The sequence below is a fragment of the Acidobacteriota bacterium genome (assembly GCA_016700075.1).
In the GTDB taxonomy this organism is placed as follows: domain Bacteria; phylum Acidobacteriota; class Blastocatellia; order Pyrinomonadales; family Pyrinomonadaceae; genus OLB17.
The window spans coordinates 309666-323540 of sequence record CP065000.1; the positions used below are offsets into that span (position 1 = coordinate 309666).

10 protein-coding genes, 1 tRNA gene and 2 pseudogenes are annotated in these 13875 nt (G+C 50.5%); 11 read left to right on the top strand and 2 right to left on the bottom strand.

Going from position 1 to position 13875, the window contains the following annotated elements:
• The 10 genes and pseudogenes from mltG (at nucleotide 1) to IPM50_01500 (ending at nucleotide 9392) form a co-directional block, all read left to right on the top strand.
• Nucleotides 1–1071 carry an endolytic transglycosylase MltG gene (gene mltG, locus IPM50_01455; GenBank protein ID QQS33275.1) on the top strand — a complete coding sequence of 357 codons (1071 nt, stop codon included), beginning with the start codon at nucleotides 1–3 and terminating at the stop codon, nucleotides 1069–1071.
• The gene (locus tag IPM50_01460) at nucleotides 1046–1918 is read left to right on the top strand and encodes a hypothetical protein (GenBank protein QQS33276.1); all 873 of its coding nucleotides are present in this window, start codon (nucleotides 1046–1048) and stop codon (nucleotides 1916–1918) included. Before mltG ends, IPM50_01460 begins: the two co-directional genes overlap by 26 nt.
• Nucleotides 1915–2790: an HAD family phosphatase gene (locus tag IPM50_01465; GenBank protein ID QQS33277.1), complete on the top strand. Its 876-nt coding sequence runs from the start codon at nucleotides 1915–1917 to the stop codon at nucleotides 2788–2790. Before IPM50_01460 ends, IPM50_01465 begins: the two co-directional genes overlap by 4 nt.
• The gene (locus IPM50_01470) at nucleotides 2791–3282 is read left to right on the top strand and encodes a peptidylprolyl isomerase (protein QQS33278.1); all 492 of its coding nucleotides are present in this window, start codon (nucleotides 2791–2793) and stop codon (nucleotides 3280–3282) included.
• Complete coding sequence (locus tag IPM50_01475; protein ID QQS33279.1) at nucleotides 3282–3731, top strand: D-tyrosyl-tRNA(Tyr) deacylase; 450 nt, start codon at nucleotides 3282–3284, stop codon at nucleotides 3729–3731. Before IPM50_01470 ends, IPM50_01475 begins: the two co-directional genes overlap by 1 nt.
• A gap of 4 nt (nucleotides 3732–3735) precedes the next feature.
• Nucleotides 3736–4380, top strand: a complete 645-nt coding sequence (locus IPM50_01480) for a peptidylprolyl isomerase (protein QQS33280.1) — start codon at nucleotides 3736–3738, stop codon at nucleotides 4378–4380.
• 19 nt (nucleotides 4381–4399) lie between these two features.
• A tRNA-Arg gene (locus IPM50_01485) sits at nucleotides 4400–4472 on the top strand.
• Between the two features lie 766 nt (nucleotides 4473–5238).
• Nucleotides 5239–8106, top strand: a complete 2868-nt coding sequence (locus IPM50_01490; GenBank protein QQS33281.1) for an RHS repeat protein — start codon at nucleotides 5239–5241, stop codon at nucleotides 8104–8106.
• Nucleotides 8107–8812: 706 nt separating this feature from the next.
• Nucleotides 8813–9232 carry a hypothetical protein gene (locus IPM50_01495; protein QQS33282.1) on the top strand — a complete coding sequence of 140 codons (420 nt, stop codon included), beginning with the start codon at nucleotides 8813–8815 and terminating at the stop codon, nucleotides 9230–9232.
• 67 nt (nucleotides 9233–9299) lie between these two features.
• Nucleotides 9300–9392, top strand: a pseudogene (locus IPM50_01500) (transposase).
• Between the two features lie 20 nt (nucleotides 9393–9412).
• Here the strand turns inward: IPM50_01500 and IPM50_01505 are convergent.
• Nucleotides 9413–10527, bottom strand: a pseudogene (locus tag IPM50_01505) (IS3 family transposase).
• A 462-nt stretch (nucleotides 10528–10989) separates the two neighbouring features.
• Between IPM50_01505 and IPM50_01510 the strand changes: the two are divergent.
• Entirely contained in the window at nucleotides 10990–11280 is a 291-nt protein-coding gene (locus IPM50_01510) for a hypothetical protein (protein QQS33283.1), read from the top strand.
• Here the strand turns inward: IPM50_01510 and IPM50_01515 are convergent.
• Nucleotides 11277–13841 (bottom strand): hypothetical protein, encoded by a 2565-nt coding sequence (locus IPM50_01515; GenBank protein QQS33284.1) that lies wholly within the window; start codon nucleotides 13839–13841, stop codon nucleotides 11277–11279. The genes IPM50_01510 and IPM50_01515 overlap by 4 nt on opposite strands.
• Between the last annotated feature and the right edge of the window lie 34 nt (nucleotides 13842–13875).

Sequence of the window (13875 nt, forward strand, 5' to 3'; positions counted from 1 at the left end):
TTGATCACCATTTTTGCAATCTGCGGCATTCTGCTCCTTATTTCGGTCGGGGGCTTCTATCTCTGGCTGCGAAACAGTGTCTCGACCCCGAATGGCCACACAAGAGCAGCTGAATATATAAGGATCGAAAAAGGAACGGCTCCTCGCTCTATCGTTTCTCAACTTTCTGCCGAAGGGATCATCAAGAACGAATCTGCTGCTCAATTATATCTCAGGCTTTTCGCGGACGCTTCGAAACTGCAGGCCGGCGAATATCAGTTCCCTTCTCCGATCTCTACTATCGACGTATTTAAACAGTTAGAAAAAGGTGACGATCGAACCATTCGGCTCACGATCCCGGAAGGTTGGACACGATTTGATATCGCTAAACGAGTTGCAGAACGCGTAACAAGCGATCTGGATGAAAAGGCGATACTTGCTCTGATGGACGATACATCGCTTATTCGCGACATCGCGCCGGAAGCAGATAATCTCGAAGGCTACCTATACCCTAGCACCTACAATATCCCTGCCAATGCGAAACCGGAGCAGGTGATCAGACAACTGGTTGGCCAGTTCCGCCGCTTTTGGAAACCGGAATGGTCAGATGCCGCCCGGGCGATCGGGCGCACGCCTCACGAGGTCGTCACCATCGCATCGCTAATTGAAACTGAGACGCCGGTCGAAGCGGAAAGGCCAATCGTTTCGGGGGTCATTCACAATCGTTTGTCCCGCGGCATGGCCCTCGGCATTGACCAAACCAACGTTTACATAGCAAAAATGCTGGGTCGATGGGATGGCACGATTCACAAGAGCGATCTCGAAGTGGATTCACCGTACAACACCCGAAAGGTGCGCGGCTTGCCTCCCGGGCCGATATCGTCCGTTACCGAAAGCTCTATCCGCGCCGCATTGCAGCCGGAAAAGCACGAGTACATTTTTTACGTCCTCAACGTCGATGCCAACGACGGCACGCATTGGTTCTATTCCTCCGCCGCAGAATTCGAGAAAGGTAAGGCGGTGTACCAACGCTGGTTGAAAAGGCAACGTATGGAGATGAAGGCTAATGAAGAAAACACTCGACAAAACTGAATTATCTCGAGTACTTACATCCACGGGCTTCCTTTTCGGGCTCTTCGTATTATTTCTGAATGATTTCTTCCTAAAATCAGCATTCGGCACTTCTCTGACCGGAAAACTTTCCGATTTTGCCGGAATGTTCGTATTTCCCTTGTTTCTTGCCGCCTTAGTTCCCCGACGAGCTCCGTCGATGTGCTTCGCCGCCGCTCTTGCGTTTGTATTCTGGAAATCGCCTTTTTCGAACTTTGCTGTTGACGTCCTGAATTCCGTTTCGCCACTCGCAATCGGGCGTATTATTGACTATTCCGATTGGATGGCCGTCACAATTCTACCGGTCTCATATTGCTATTTTCGATCTCTGACGAAAATACCGCGTATGCGCTACAGAACAGATCCACTAGCGACGATGGCCGTTTTGTTATTGTCGGTATTTGTATTCACTGCAACGACGCTTACTAAGGACCGATCGATTCGCCTTGAAAGCTCTTATGTGATTAAGGAAACGCATGAAGAATTCCAGTGGGGTCTAAGACAATCCAGATCGATCTCGCGAGTTGAGGTGCGTCGCGACGACGAAGTTTTCGCCAACGTCCCAAATGCGACTATTGACCGCAAGACATACTTCTTTGACGTTGTCGTTAAAAAGCCAACATGTGATTCTAAATCAACGTTGGTCTCGTTTCTGATCGAAGACGAGGACGGTACTTCTTTACTTAGAGGAATCAGTGCGGAGTTTGAATGTCGGGCATATGAAACTGCCGAAGACTACAACGAATTGAATAAAAGATTTACAGAGCACATAGAAGCACTTTTTACAGAAGAGATACTAAGCCGAGCGTCGGTTCTAACGACAAGATGATCAAGCTCCTCGCACTCGACCTCGATGGAACGACGCTGAATTCCTTTGGAACGGTGTCAGCCGAGAATCGCCTTGCCATTCGGGCTGCGGAAGAAGCGGGTGTACTTGTGACGATCGCGACGGGACGGCGTTTTCGCGATGCGAGACCTATCGGGCTGGAATTGGAATTAAATGCACCCCTAATATCGCATAATGGCGGATTGCTGAAATATTCGGAAACATTGGCAACGGTTCATTGTTCTTTACTCGATACGGAAACTGCTCTTGAGGTCGTTTCCATTGGCCGCGAGATCGGCGGCGATGCATTGGTGAGCGTCGACCCGCACGGTATAGGCAAGCTCCTTTACGACCGCGTTTCAGAGGATAACATTCCTCTAAGAAAGTACATCCGTTGGGCTGAAAACCTTCACGGCGGTGTGGCGGGGCGAGAGGGCGTGGAACATGTCGGCTCGCTGAGTGAGGCTGTACAGCAGAACGAGGTCGTCCACATTTCCTTTTCGGGCACTTGCGCACGAATGCGAGAGGTACGAGCGACCCTCGAAAGCGAGTTTCAAGGAACCGTGACCATACTCGCCACGATATATGAAGAGCTCGATTTTACGCTATTGGATATCCTTCCGCCGGATGCATCAAAAGGTCACGGCGTCCGGCATTTGGCAGAATTGCATGGGTTTACTGCCGAAAACGTAATGGTCATCGGCGACAATTTCAACGACCTCGAAATGCTGGAATACGCAGGGACACCTGTCATAATGGGAAACGCAGACCCAAGTTTGCTCGAACAGGGCGAATTTTATACAACTTTAAGTAACGACGAACATGGCGTTGCAGACGCAATAGAACGATTTATATTAAACGGAGATAAAACATAAGTGGCTAATAGAACAGCAGTTATTGAAACAAGTAAAGGAACCATTAGATTTGAGCTTTTGGAAGAAGATTCACCCAAAACAACCGAGAATTTTCGCCTTCTTGCTGAAAAGAACTATTACGACGGCGTAATTTTCCACCGGGTAATTCCAAATTTCATGATCCAGGGCGGCGACCCGCTCGGCGAAGGCTACGGCGGCGAATCCGCCTGGGGCGGAAAGTTTGACGACGAGATCGACCGTACATCGATGCTGTATGTGGGTATGTACGAAAAAGGCACCGTAGCGATGGCGAATGCCGGGCCGAACACGAACGGCTCGCAGTTCTTCATAATGCATGTGGATTATCCGCTGCCGCCGAGCTATACAAAATTCGGCCGCGTTATCGAGGGCAACGACGTTGTTGACGCGATAGCAGGCGTTGCGAGAAATCAAAACGATAAGCCTTTAGAGCCTGTCGTAATGAATCGCGTGTATATCGAGGAAGCTGCCTGATGCGCGCGTGTTTGCAGCGTGTATCAAGTGCCCGCGTGACCGTCGATGGCAGTGTCGCCGGCAGGATCGGCAACGGGCTCCTTCTATTGCTGGGGGTCTCTAATGACGACACTCGATCGCACGCTGACCTGCTGTTGGATAAGACTCTCGGTCTGCGGATATTCCCGGACGGTGAAGGCAAAATGAACCTTGCCCTAGCCGACGTCGGCGGCGAACTGCTCGTGGTTTCGCAGTTTACGCTGTTTGCGGACACCAGTCGCGGCAGACGGCCATCGTTCCTGGCGGCAGGCTCTCCAGAGCACGCGAACGAACTTTACGAATATTTTGTGGCCGCAGCCCGAGAACAGGGCGTCTCGACAGCAACCGGCATATTCGGTGCTATGATGGATGTTGAACTGGTGAACAGCGGCCCTGTAACTATCATCCTGGATACTGACGATTGGAAATAAACTTATGAAGACGTTGATCTACACATTTGTACTCCTCAGTTCCCTTTTCGCAATTGCATGCGCAGACAGCAGTGTACCCAAACCGGGTAACAGCAATTCCGCCGATGTAAAAAGAGGCATTCAACCTGTCGCCGACCCTGAGGTTGCCGTCATCGAAATGGAAAATTCGGCAGCCTACGGAAAGATCACGATGGAGCTCTATTCAAACATCGCACCTAAAATGGTCGAGCGGTTCAAACAACTCGCGACCGAGGGCTACTACGACGGCATCGCGTTTCACCGTGTTAACCCGAGCGTCATACAGGCCGGCAATGCAGATACAAAACCCGGAAGATCGCCGAATCCGGCCAAGGAGGGTGATTCCGGAAAGCCGAACGTGCCGGCAGAATTTTCCGATGTTCCTTACGACACCGGCATCGTAGGAGCTGCGAGGCTTGGGAACGACATTAACTCGGCAAATTCGCAGTTTTTTATCACGCTAAAGCGAGAGGCCGGATTTGATAACAAATATACGATCTTCGGCAAGGTAATTGACGGAATGAACAACGTCCGAACGATCTCTGCAGTTCAGCCGAAAGAGGGTGAAAGACCGGTCGAACCGATCAGGATCAAGTCGGTAAAGATCGTTCCCCGCGACGCCGCGAAGTGATATACTTTCGTTAGTTTAAGCTCGCGTAGCTCAGTGGATAGAGCGCTTCCCTCCGGAGGAAGAAGTCGCAGGTTCGACTCCTGCCGCGAGTATTCCATATCTGGCAATGCCGCCAACGACTTTATTGGCTATGGCGGCGTTGCTGCTTTTAGGGGTTAGTTTTCCGCTACAAGTCCCCGGATCCTCAAGGCTCCGGAAAGAATTCGCACCTAATAAACGGCCTGCTTAAAACTATAGATCCACAAATATTTACCAAAGTCACGTGACAATGGCTTGATTTCTCGTGACATTGGCTTGATTTCTCGTGACAATGGCTTGATTTCTCGTGACAATGGCTTGTTTTCTCGTGACAATGGCTTGATTTCTCGTGACATTAGTCTCAGTTCTTGTGAATTTCTCTTGTTGACCGGCGAAGTTTCTCAATAAATGGCGCTACTCCGATGCCGATAACCTGTACTATTACAATATTTACCGGCTTGCAACAGATCTTTGCAAGCACTTTGGTTCCCAACACTGCTCCGCCGGCGCGCACGTTATCCATTTCTTCGGATATTCATCTTAAGCACCATATTATTGTCTTGATCAAGCGATCACGCGGGACACCTCCTTTTGCTATCGTACGGTTCCGCTAGCAAAACGCCCCTTGGAAGCACTTGACATTTCACACACTTCTTTGTAAGGTTCCGAAAATCTCGAAAATAAACTAGGTCGTCGTTTTTCCGAGCTTAAACTATTTCCTGCGGTCATGGCTGCTTCGTTTTGGACGAATTCGGCAAGGACCCGAGGTGACTGTTCGTGAAAAAATTAGGACCCTATAGACCTGTTGATATCTTCATCAATCCCCGTTGCAGGGCGAAGGTGACGGAGTATGACATGCTTGGCCGCGTTAGCCGTCAGAGCGTGCCGACGGAGGTCAACGGGAGTTTTGAGCCGACGGGAGACGACCTTACACGCGGATGGTTGTGGAGCCGGCAGGAATACGATTGGATGGGGCGTGTGGTAAAGAGCATCCCCACGGATTCCAACGGCACCGACGGCAAAGAGAGCCTGATCTCCTACGAAGGCTGCGGCTGTGCGGGCGGTCTGGTGACGACTGTTCAAGGGCCGTTGGTGCCGAGAGATGATGATCCGCAGACGAATGCACGTCGAAAGCAGAAGAGCTACGAGGACATATTGGGCCGTGCTTTCAAGGCGGAGACATATGAATGGGACGGGACGACGGTTTATTCGACGGTTGTCAATACATACAATGGCCGCGATCAGGTGACGTTGTCGCGGCAGTATGCGGGGACGGCCCTCTCAGAGACGTATCAGGACACGACGGCTAGTTATGACGGGCACGGGCGGACTGTCGGACAGAACCTGCCTCAGCAGGACAGTCCCGGGACCGTGTTCACATACAATCCGGACGGGAGCGTGCTGACGCGGACGGATGCTCGCGGGGTTGTGACGAATTTCGCGTATAACAACCGAGGGCTGGTGACGAGCATCACATGGAATGTGGGATCGACCGGTGTTACAGAAACTGCCGCTGTCGAGATGCAATACGACAACCTTGGCAACCGCACAGAGATGACCGACGGGCTTGGGACGCAGGTTTACGAATACGACCCGCTTTCGCGTATGATGGCGGAGACGCGTTCGTTTACCGATACACTTGCAAACGCCCCCGCAGCAAACAACAGCTTTCGCCTCGAATACACATACCACATCGGCGGCTCTCTCAAATCGCTCAAAGACCACTACGGCCAGCAGATAGACTATGCAAACGACCGAACCGGAAGGCTCTCGTCCGTAACGGGCAGCAGCTTTGGCGACGTGACGAGTTATATTTCCGCGATGTCTTACAGAGCGTGGGGAGCTGCAAAGCGGATCGAATACGGCAATAGCGACAGTCAGGCGATAACGTCATTCGATGACGCGCTCAGGCCGTCGGCTTTTGAGGTCAATGCGGTTAGCGATCCGCATAGCAAATCGTTTGACAAGTCATATTCATACTATGCGGACGGGCTTTTGAAGCTGTCTGAGAACGGCATTACAGTCCATCAGAGATTTGACAGGTTGATGACGTATGATCTTGCTGGCAGGACAAAGAGCGTCAGAACCGGCATCGAGGCACATGGAGAGACGGAGACGGAACTCATAAATCTTCCCTTTCGACAGGACTATTCGTACAATGCTTTTGGAAATCTGACGGGCCGCGAATCGACGTTGTGGGACTATACAAATGGCAGTTGGGATTTTGAGTACGAGATGGTGAACAACCGCGACATCAATGCCGGGTATGACGCCGACGGGCGGCAGACGGTTGATTCTTCGCAAAGTGAAAATATTGAATTTTATTTCGATGCGGCGGGGCTGATGTGGAAAACGGCTCGATTTGAGAGATACGAAACGCTGATCGCACGCAGCGGTGACGGCGGCGAGGCTAAACGGTCGCAGAGGGTTTGGGACGGTGAGATGGAAGAGTGGGAAGATTGGGACCACGTCTATTTCATCAGTTCCACCGTGACGGGCAAGGTTGTGAGCGAGGCGACAAAGACCGGAAAGAAGCGTTACACATACGTCGCCGCGGGCGGCGGGGTGGTGGCACGGCAGGAACTGACCGAAACGGATACACAGATCGTCGGCTGGCAGTTTACGGATGCTACGGGCCTCAGCTCACGCGGGTTCAGCAACGAAGAACTCGACGGCCTCGGCAACAACGTCGGTATCCTCCCAAACCTCAACTCCAGCCGATACGAAAACGCCATGACCACCGGCGAATCCCCGACATTTACGAATCCGGATGAAGGAAACTGCGAAATGGACGGCATCTGGGTGCCATGTTCTATGGTCTATCGAGCTCTTAATAGCGGAGCCGGGGTGCAGTGCCCAAATAATAATTGCGGGCCGCGAGTATTATGGTTTACCAAGAAGGACGGTAGCAGCATGGGATTTCTAATTTCCCATTTTATGGCATTCGCGAACGGCTGGAGTGGCAATTTTTTCCCTCCATGGTTCGGACTGGGCACACCACAGTCGCAAGCTGATTTGTTTAACCAAGCTGCAATGCTTGCCCGAAAGGGCATTTCCCCCATTAACCTTCTTAACCCTGATTCTCGTTTGAACTTCAGCTCATCTATTAGCCCTACTGAAGAAATGGGTCAATTTACACTTTGGTTTTTGGATGATGTTGACCGAAATGCAGCCGACTTGGCTGCTCGAATTAAACGAATAGTCTTTGACCCCAAGGCGTTGAGCGATGAGTGTGCTGAAGCATTTAAGGCGGTTGGGGCTACTCCCATTAGAGATCAATTGGTTGAGAAAAATTTAAATTTCGTGACAGAGTCAGTCTTCATGGATTCTTATTATGATAAGGATTGGGCCCCAGATAAAGACTTTGCAGGATTGATGCGAACTGAAGCAAACTCGAGGGTTCGGAAATACACGCCTATTGGTCCGGCCGTAACGGGCATTATTGAGGCTGCCGACCTTGCATACTCTAACAACTGTGGCGTTTATAACGGTAAACGCTATATCGGTCTAACCAAATGGGGAAACAATGAGACGATCGAACATCTTTCTGTAGTCATAGTACATGCTCTTGTTCACTCCGGAGGCCTCCCAGGGGTAAAGGGCGGCGGTATAACGGACTTGCATTATCTTGGCGAGAAATATGACAAAATCAATGAAGCCTGCCAATCGAACACGGCTCGCGTCAAGAAAAGGACCTCAAGAAAATAGTTGGGAGATGTTATGGCGTCAATTGCTTGGATAGATAGAATAGCTACAGGCATCGCATTGCTGTGCATTTTCTAAACAGTCTTTTTTTGCGGCTTCGCATATGGACTTTCTCTAACCGAAAAATACTTTTCCGGAAGAATAATAGTTTCAGGAATTGGTTTTAGCGGAGCGGAAAGAGATTATTCTGACATGGCGATCAGCTTTGCAGGTATATTCATTTGTCTTGTCCTTTTTCTGATTTTTAGTATTTTTCGTGGAAAGCTTCTTTTTGAAATTAGCTCTTTTCTGGCGGCTGCGGGCTCGATTCTGATTCTTCAATATCCGTTGTCGTTACGGCCTGCACAACTTCTTGGTGAGACTCTGAGTTCAAGTTCCCCCTTCTTGAACATGCCGATTTTGGGTGACTTTGTTCTCTTTCTATTATTGAGTAGTTTGATTGCCATTCAATCTTTAAAAACCCTTCATACCTACTATTCGTGACGTAATATGGAAATGATTTGAGTTATTTAATGCTAGATTCCTAGATCTTGAAGCGGGTTTTTGACAATCTGGGCAGGGTTGAGAAAGAGTCGGTATTTGTGAACACGACGGCGTGCCCCTTAACAAAGGCGCTACCACAAGAAATGATCTCCAGATTTCCGACGAAACACATGATGAAATATTGAAAATTTGCGCCAAACGCTACATTGACTCTATGAGAAATACTATGAAAAGTATCCGTTCAGGTAACAATGCGAAGCTATTTATCACGGTCATTCTATTGATGCTGATCATTTTCATCACTGGATTTTACATAGGCTTCAGCGAATTTTACGAATTAACGGCCTTTCGCATAGGAGCTGAAAAAGGCATTCATCTGAGTCCTGCAAATAACCCGCTTAGTTGGCGAATTTCATATTTTGGTCTTATCGCGGGCGTGCTTTCCTCCTCATTGTTAGCGAAATATTTCAAGATCAGAATCGTAAACCTGGTCACCACGATCTTGCTCTTTGCTTCATTATTCCCGGCTTGGACCCTGTTTTTCAGTATTCCGTCCGCACTAACCGGAAGCGAAAGAGTTTCGCCGAGTGATTTTGGTTTCATTTTGTATCTTGAGATTTTCGCATTCCTTCTCTTGGTTCCGTAAGCTTCCCTTAAAAGTGCACAGTTGAAAAGTAGAGTTTTCTGACATCATAGGAGATGGAGGAGAACAGATGAAGAGGAGCAGATTTAGTGAGACGCAAGTGGTAGCGATCTTGAAGGAAGGAGAAGCTGGTCGAGCGGTGGCGGAGATCTGCCGGGAGCACGCGTAAGCTTCCCGTCAATGTCACAGGTCTAAAATAGAGTTTTCAGTTAAGAGCCGGCGTTTGAATTCGGCCGGCGGGATGTTCCCCAACGATCTGTGGGGACGTTCTTCGTTATAGCTGAGCATCCAGGCCCAGCTCAGGTCTCGCACCTGCGAGAGATTTGAGAAGATGTGCGGATCGAGCACCTCTTCTCGATAGCTGCGGTTGAACCTCTCGATGTAAGCATTCTGGTTCGGCTTTCCAGGCTCGATGTAATTGATCTTCACTTCATTTTCACTGCACCAGTCGGCAAAGACATGAGCGGTCATTTCGGGTCCGTTATCGACTCTGATCGCAGATGGCAGCCCTCGATCTGATTTGAGCTGCTCCAGTACCCGCACCAACCGGACTGCAGTGATCGACGTATCGACAACAATGTCTAGGGCCTCGCGAACGCCCTCGTCGATGATATTCAGGACACGGAATCGTGTGCCCGAATACAGCGTATCGCTCACAAAATCGAACGACCAACTGCTGTTGATCTGGGCGGGAACGTCCAGCGATGCCGGGTTCCGCTCGGGCAGCCTTCGCTTTGTCCGCCTTTTCAGGTTGAGCTTCATCGCCTTATATATCCGCCAAACTCGCTTGTGGTTCCATTTGTGGCCCAGATTCCGCAGCCGGTAGAAACACATCCAAAAGCCCCAACGGCTGTGCTTCGCGATCAGGTCATTAAGGGCCGCGATCACCGGAGCATCCCTTTTATCCACTTCTTTTTCCTGTCTCCGCGGTACCACGCCCGTCGCGAAAGTCCTGCCGCCAGACACGCCCGAGCTACCGACAGCAGCCAGATCTTTGTCAAAAACTCCACCGCCCATCGCCGCATATCCGGCGTTAGAGCTTTCCCAGCAGATCCTTTATCGCCATGTTCTCCAGCGCCAGGTTTGCGTACATCTTCTTCAAACGGCTGTTCTCCTCTTCAAGCTCCTTCATCCGCTTCAGATCCAGACGCCTCCAGCCCGCCGTACTTCGACTTCCATTGATAGTACGTCGCATTACTGATCCCGTGCTCCCGGCAGATCTCCGCCACCGCTCGACCAGCTTCTCCTTCCTTCAAGATCGCTACCACTTGCGTCTCACTAAATCTGCTCCTCTTCATCTGTTCTCCTCCATCTCCTATGATGTCAGAAAACTCTACTTTTCAACTGTGCACTTTTAAGGGAAGCTTACGATGAACTCAGGATGATCAAAGAATCGGATCAGTAATATATTTTGGGCGTTGATCCTGGGAATTAGCCGTTGTTGTGTTAAATAAATCTCTTAGCGGACGAATTTTGCTATCTTTGGCCATAGGCATAATAGTTACGGTCGGCGTAACGACATTTGGCTATCTTACGGAATCTGAGCAAGTTGCTCGGATCTGCTTTTGGCAATCAAACCTTCTTACAAAATATATTCAGTCAGGACCGATCATTTTGCACGATTATGACGGCACCCCAATCATGGAGGGCACAGTGCTTACATTGTTCTTGATCTTCGGTGGAATGCTCTCCGGGATACCGATCTATGGGCTTATGGCATTTCTACTTCTAACCGCCATTTCGCGACTCTCATCGAAAAGATGAGAGGCGAGGCGAAGCGGTCGCAAAGGGTCTGGGACGGTGAGCAGGAAGAGTGGGAAGATTGGGACCATGTCTATTTCCTGCGTTCGAGCGTGACGGGCGGTGTGGTGAGCGAGGCGACTAAGACCGGCAAAAAGCGTTACACCTACGTCGCGGCGGGCGGCGGGGTGGTGGCACGTCAGGAGCTGACCGACACGGATACACAGATCGTCGGCTGGCAGATGACAAAAGGAAGGCTGTCCGAGAAGGACAGCCTCATTCAAATTGCAGTCAGAACATTCAAACCCTAGCGGACCTTTAACATCGGATCGCCAAGAAGCACCCAGGAGAATCGCACATCACTGCCGCCCGGGACGACCTGCTTAGCATCTCGTATCAGATCGCCCATTCGTGGGATCGTCCCAAGTCCTATTTGCTGAAAGAACCGCTGTCCCATAACAAGCTGTATGTCAGGCGTTGTTTTACCGCTTGACGCCCATGCCGCAACGGAACCTCCGTTGGTTGCTTTCGTGAGGCTCTCAGCCAACGAGTCGTTCGAAACCTGAATGAAATAGCCGTTCAAACAAGTGAGCATCGTAAATATCGTCTGGCTGTTCGCGTTGGTCAACTGACTGACGTTATTTATACTGAAAAAGCTGGTCGCGGCCCATAGTCCGGAAGACCCATGTCCGGCATAGTTAATGATATACCGTCCAAGATTGATCTCATTTATTAGGGTTTGCTGGGCGTTCGGTGCGGCACGATCGACCATCACGGACGGCGTCTCAGGCGGCAGCTGATTGCGAAGTATCATGCTCATAGCCTGAAAGTCGTATCCGCTAGGCAGATCATAGGCAAAGATGGCGCCTCGGCTAAGCGACTGCATCGCAGGAACCTCGAAGGCGACGGTCTTGTTGTACATCGTGTTAACACCCGCCACGTTTCGCGTAGCTATACGCCCGATCGCCAGTTCTGCCAATCCGTCATTGTTAAAATCAGCAAGAGCCTCGTCGGAGCCGGTTTCTTCGTAGATCGTACTTACAAGTTTGGTCGGGACCATGTTCCAATACCCGAGACCTTCATAATTTCTCGAGTCATATGAGCCGTCGCCCAACAGCAGTGCGTATGTTGGTGCGGTTTGCCAGTTCTGGGAAGCATATAAGAAGAAATCCTGCAGCCCCTTTGCCGCGACCGATCCGTAACTGAATTCATCCAGAATGTCGGCAACATCGATCACCTTTACCGTGAAACCTTGATTGCGGCGATAATTCGCCCAGGTTTCGGCGGCGTTCATGAAATCCGCCGAAGAATGCGAAATAATGACAAGGTTTGCCGCATTCGCGGGCGATGAGAGTGTCGATGGATTATTAAATGTGACCGTAGCAGGAGCAAGAAGCCCTGTGTCCTCGACGCCGTAGGCAACGATGGAACGGCCCGACGGAATGGTTACCGACCAAACCGAACCATTCTGTACAGGTGTAAGGCCCTGCAGCAGCATTGGCTCACCGTCGTATGTAACATCAAATATCCGAATATTCGACGTTGAAAAATTCCCGACCTCGACCCGCCTTATACCTGGGGTAAAAAACGAAATACGTCCCTGATCTGCCGCGTATCTTCGAGCGAAGTTCAATTTGATCGAATCGAACATGCTGAAATCGCCCGACGCGACCGAATTCATCTGAAGACTGTTATTTCCCTCAACCAACAAAGATGTCGGGATAGTAAACGTGCCCGAAAAAGCGTTTTGGAGATTGCCGTTGATAAATCCGATCTCAGTGCCGTTCAAGACCAACCGAACGGAGTGGGCTCCGTTCGAATAGCCCATCATCTTGACGTTGATGGTAGCCGACGCGACATTCGTGTCGATGCCCGAAACAGGAAAGGTGTACGTTGTTGGACTCGACGTTACGATGCGTCCCCAATAGTTCTCGTCGTCTCCGTTGAATATGGTGTTAACGTACGACGTACGTTCTTTACGGAAGTTTTCAAAAGGATAGTTCGGTGAAACGACGTTACCGCCATGGTTCGCAAGCAAACGCTGCTGGATCCGTTTGCCCGGCGCATTATCAGCGATCAGATAATACACACGGGTGTCGCTTTCCGGTTTGTCGATACCACGCCCAAAGAACTCAATGTAGTCATCATTAGCGCCGACGATAATGGCCTGTTCATTTCCTTCGACAAAAAGCCGCCAGTTGGCCGAGTTGCTGTTCACGTTAAAACCGGCATTCTGCAACTGTGTGCGTGTGACCCTGAAAAAGCCTTCACGGCGTATGCCGATCTTCACGCCCGGCTGTGCGACCACTGCACGATGAGTCGCAATATTCGGCGGCAACGTGGCCTCAGCAACTGTGCTTCTGAGTTCGTCCGGCAGATCTGCTGACTTGAATTCAACCACCGAGTTCCTTTCTGCCCGCTTCACAAGCGATCTGGCATCGCCGCTCGGCACCACCGTAGAGGAGAAAGTCGATCGCCCATCGATATTTATGGCTTCAATGTAATAAGCGGCCGACATACTGCCGAAACGGTCATAGACCTCATAACTTCTGCCGTATACGGTATCTTGACGCGAAGACGCCCACGATCCCGGAACCATTAACTCGTCAGCCAAACGGGTCCCGTTAACGTCGGTCTTGTACACGTAGAAACCGGCATTCGCCGCTTCTTCTGTCATCGTCCACTTTACGGCAACCCCTCTTCCGTCAAACGACGCATTTACTGTTCCGAACATGGTTCGGCCGCGTTGATCGGATTCTGCAACGGACGCGGACGCTTTTTTAAGTTCCCTGGCGGACCTTTGTCCCAATACCGGCAAATACAAGACGACAACCATCGAAACCGATGTCGTGAACGCGATCAACTTTTTCATTACTACTCTCCTCGAATGGCCGGAAGGGGGCGGC

What these genes read in the sequence shown, in the direction of transcription:
- IPM50_01460 (QQS33276.1), top strand. Translation starts at nt 1,046, where the DNA reads ATGAAGAAAACACTCGACAAAACTGAATTATCTCGAGTACTTACATCC.
- IPM50_01465 (QQS33277.1), top strand. Translation starts at nt 1,915, where the DNA reads ATGATCAAGCTCCTCGCACTCGACCTCGATGGAACGACGCTGAATTCC.
- IPM50_01475 (QQS33279.1), top strand. Translation starts at nt 3,282, where the DNA reads ATGCGCGCGTGTTTGCAGCGTGTATCAAGTGCCCGCGTGACCGTCGAT.
- IPM50_01480 (QQS33280.1), top strand. Translation starts at nt 3,736, where the DNA reads ATGAAGACGTTGATCTACACATTTGTACTCCTCAGTTCCCTTTTCGCA.
- IPM50_01495 (QQS33282.1), top strand. Translation starts at nt 8,813, where the DNA reads ATGAAAAGTATCCGTTCAGGTAACAATGCGAAGCTATTTATCACGGTC.
- IPM50_01510 (QQS33283.1), top strand. Translation starts at nt 10,990, where the DNA reads ATGAGAGGCGAGGCGAAGCGGTCGCAAAGGGTCTGGGACGGTGAGCAG.
- IPM50_01515 (QQS33284.1), bottom strand. Translation starts at nt 13,841, where the DNA reads ATGAAAAAGTTGATCGCGTTCACGACATCGGTTTCGATGGTTGTCGTC.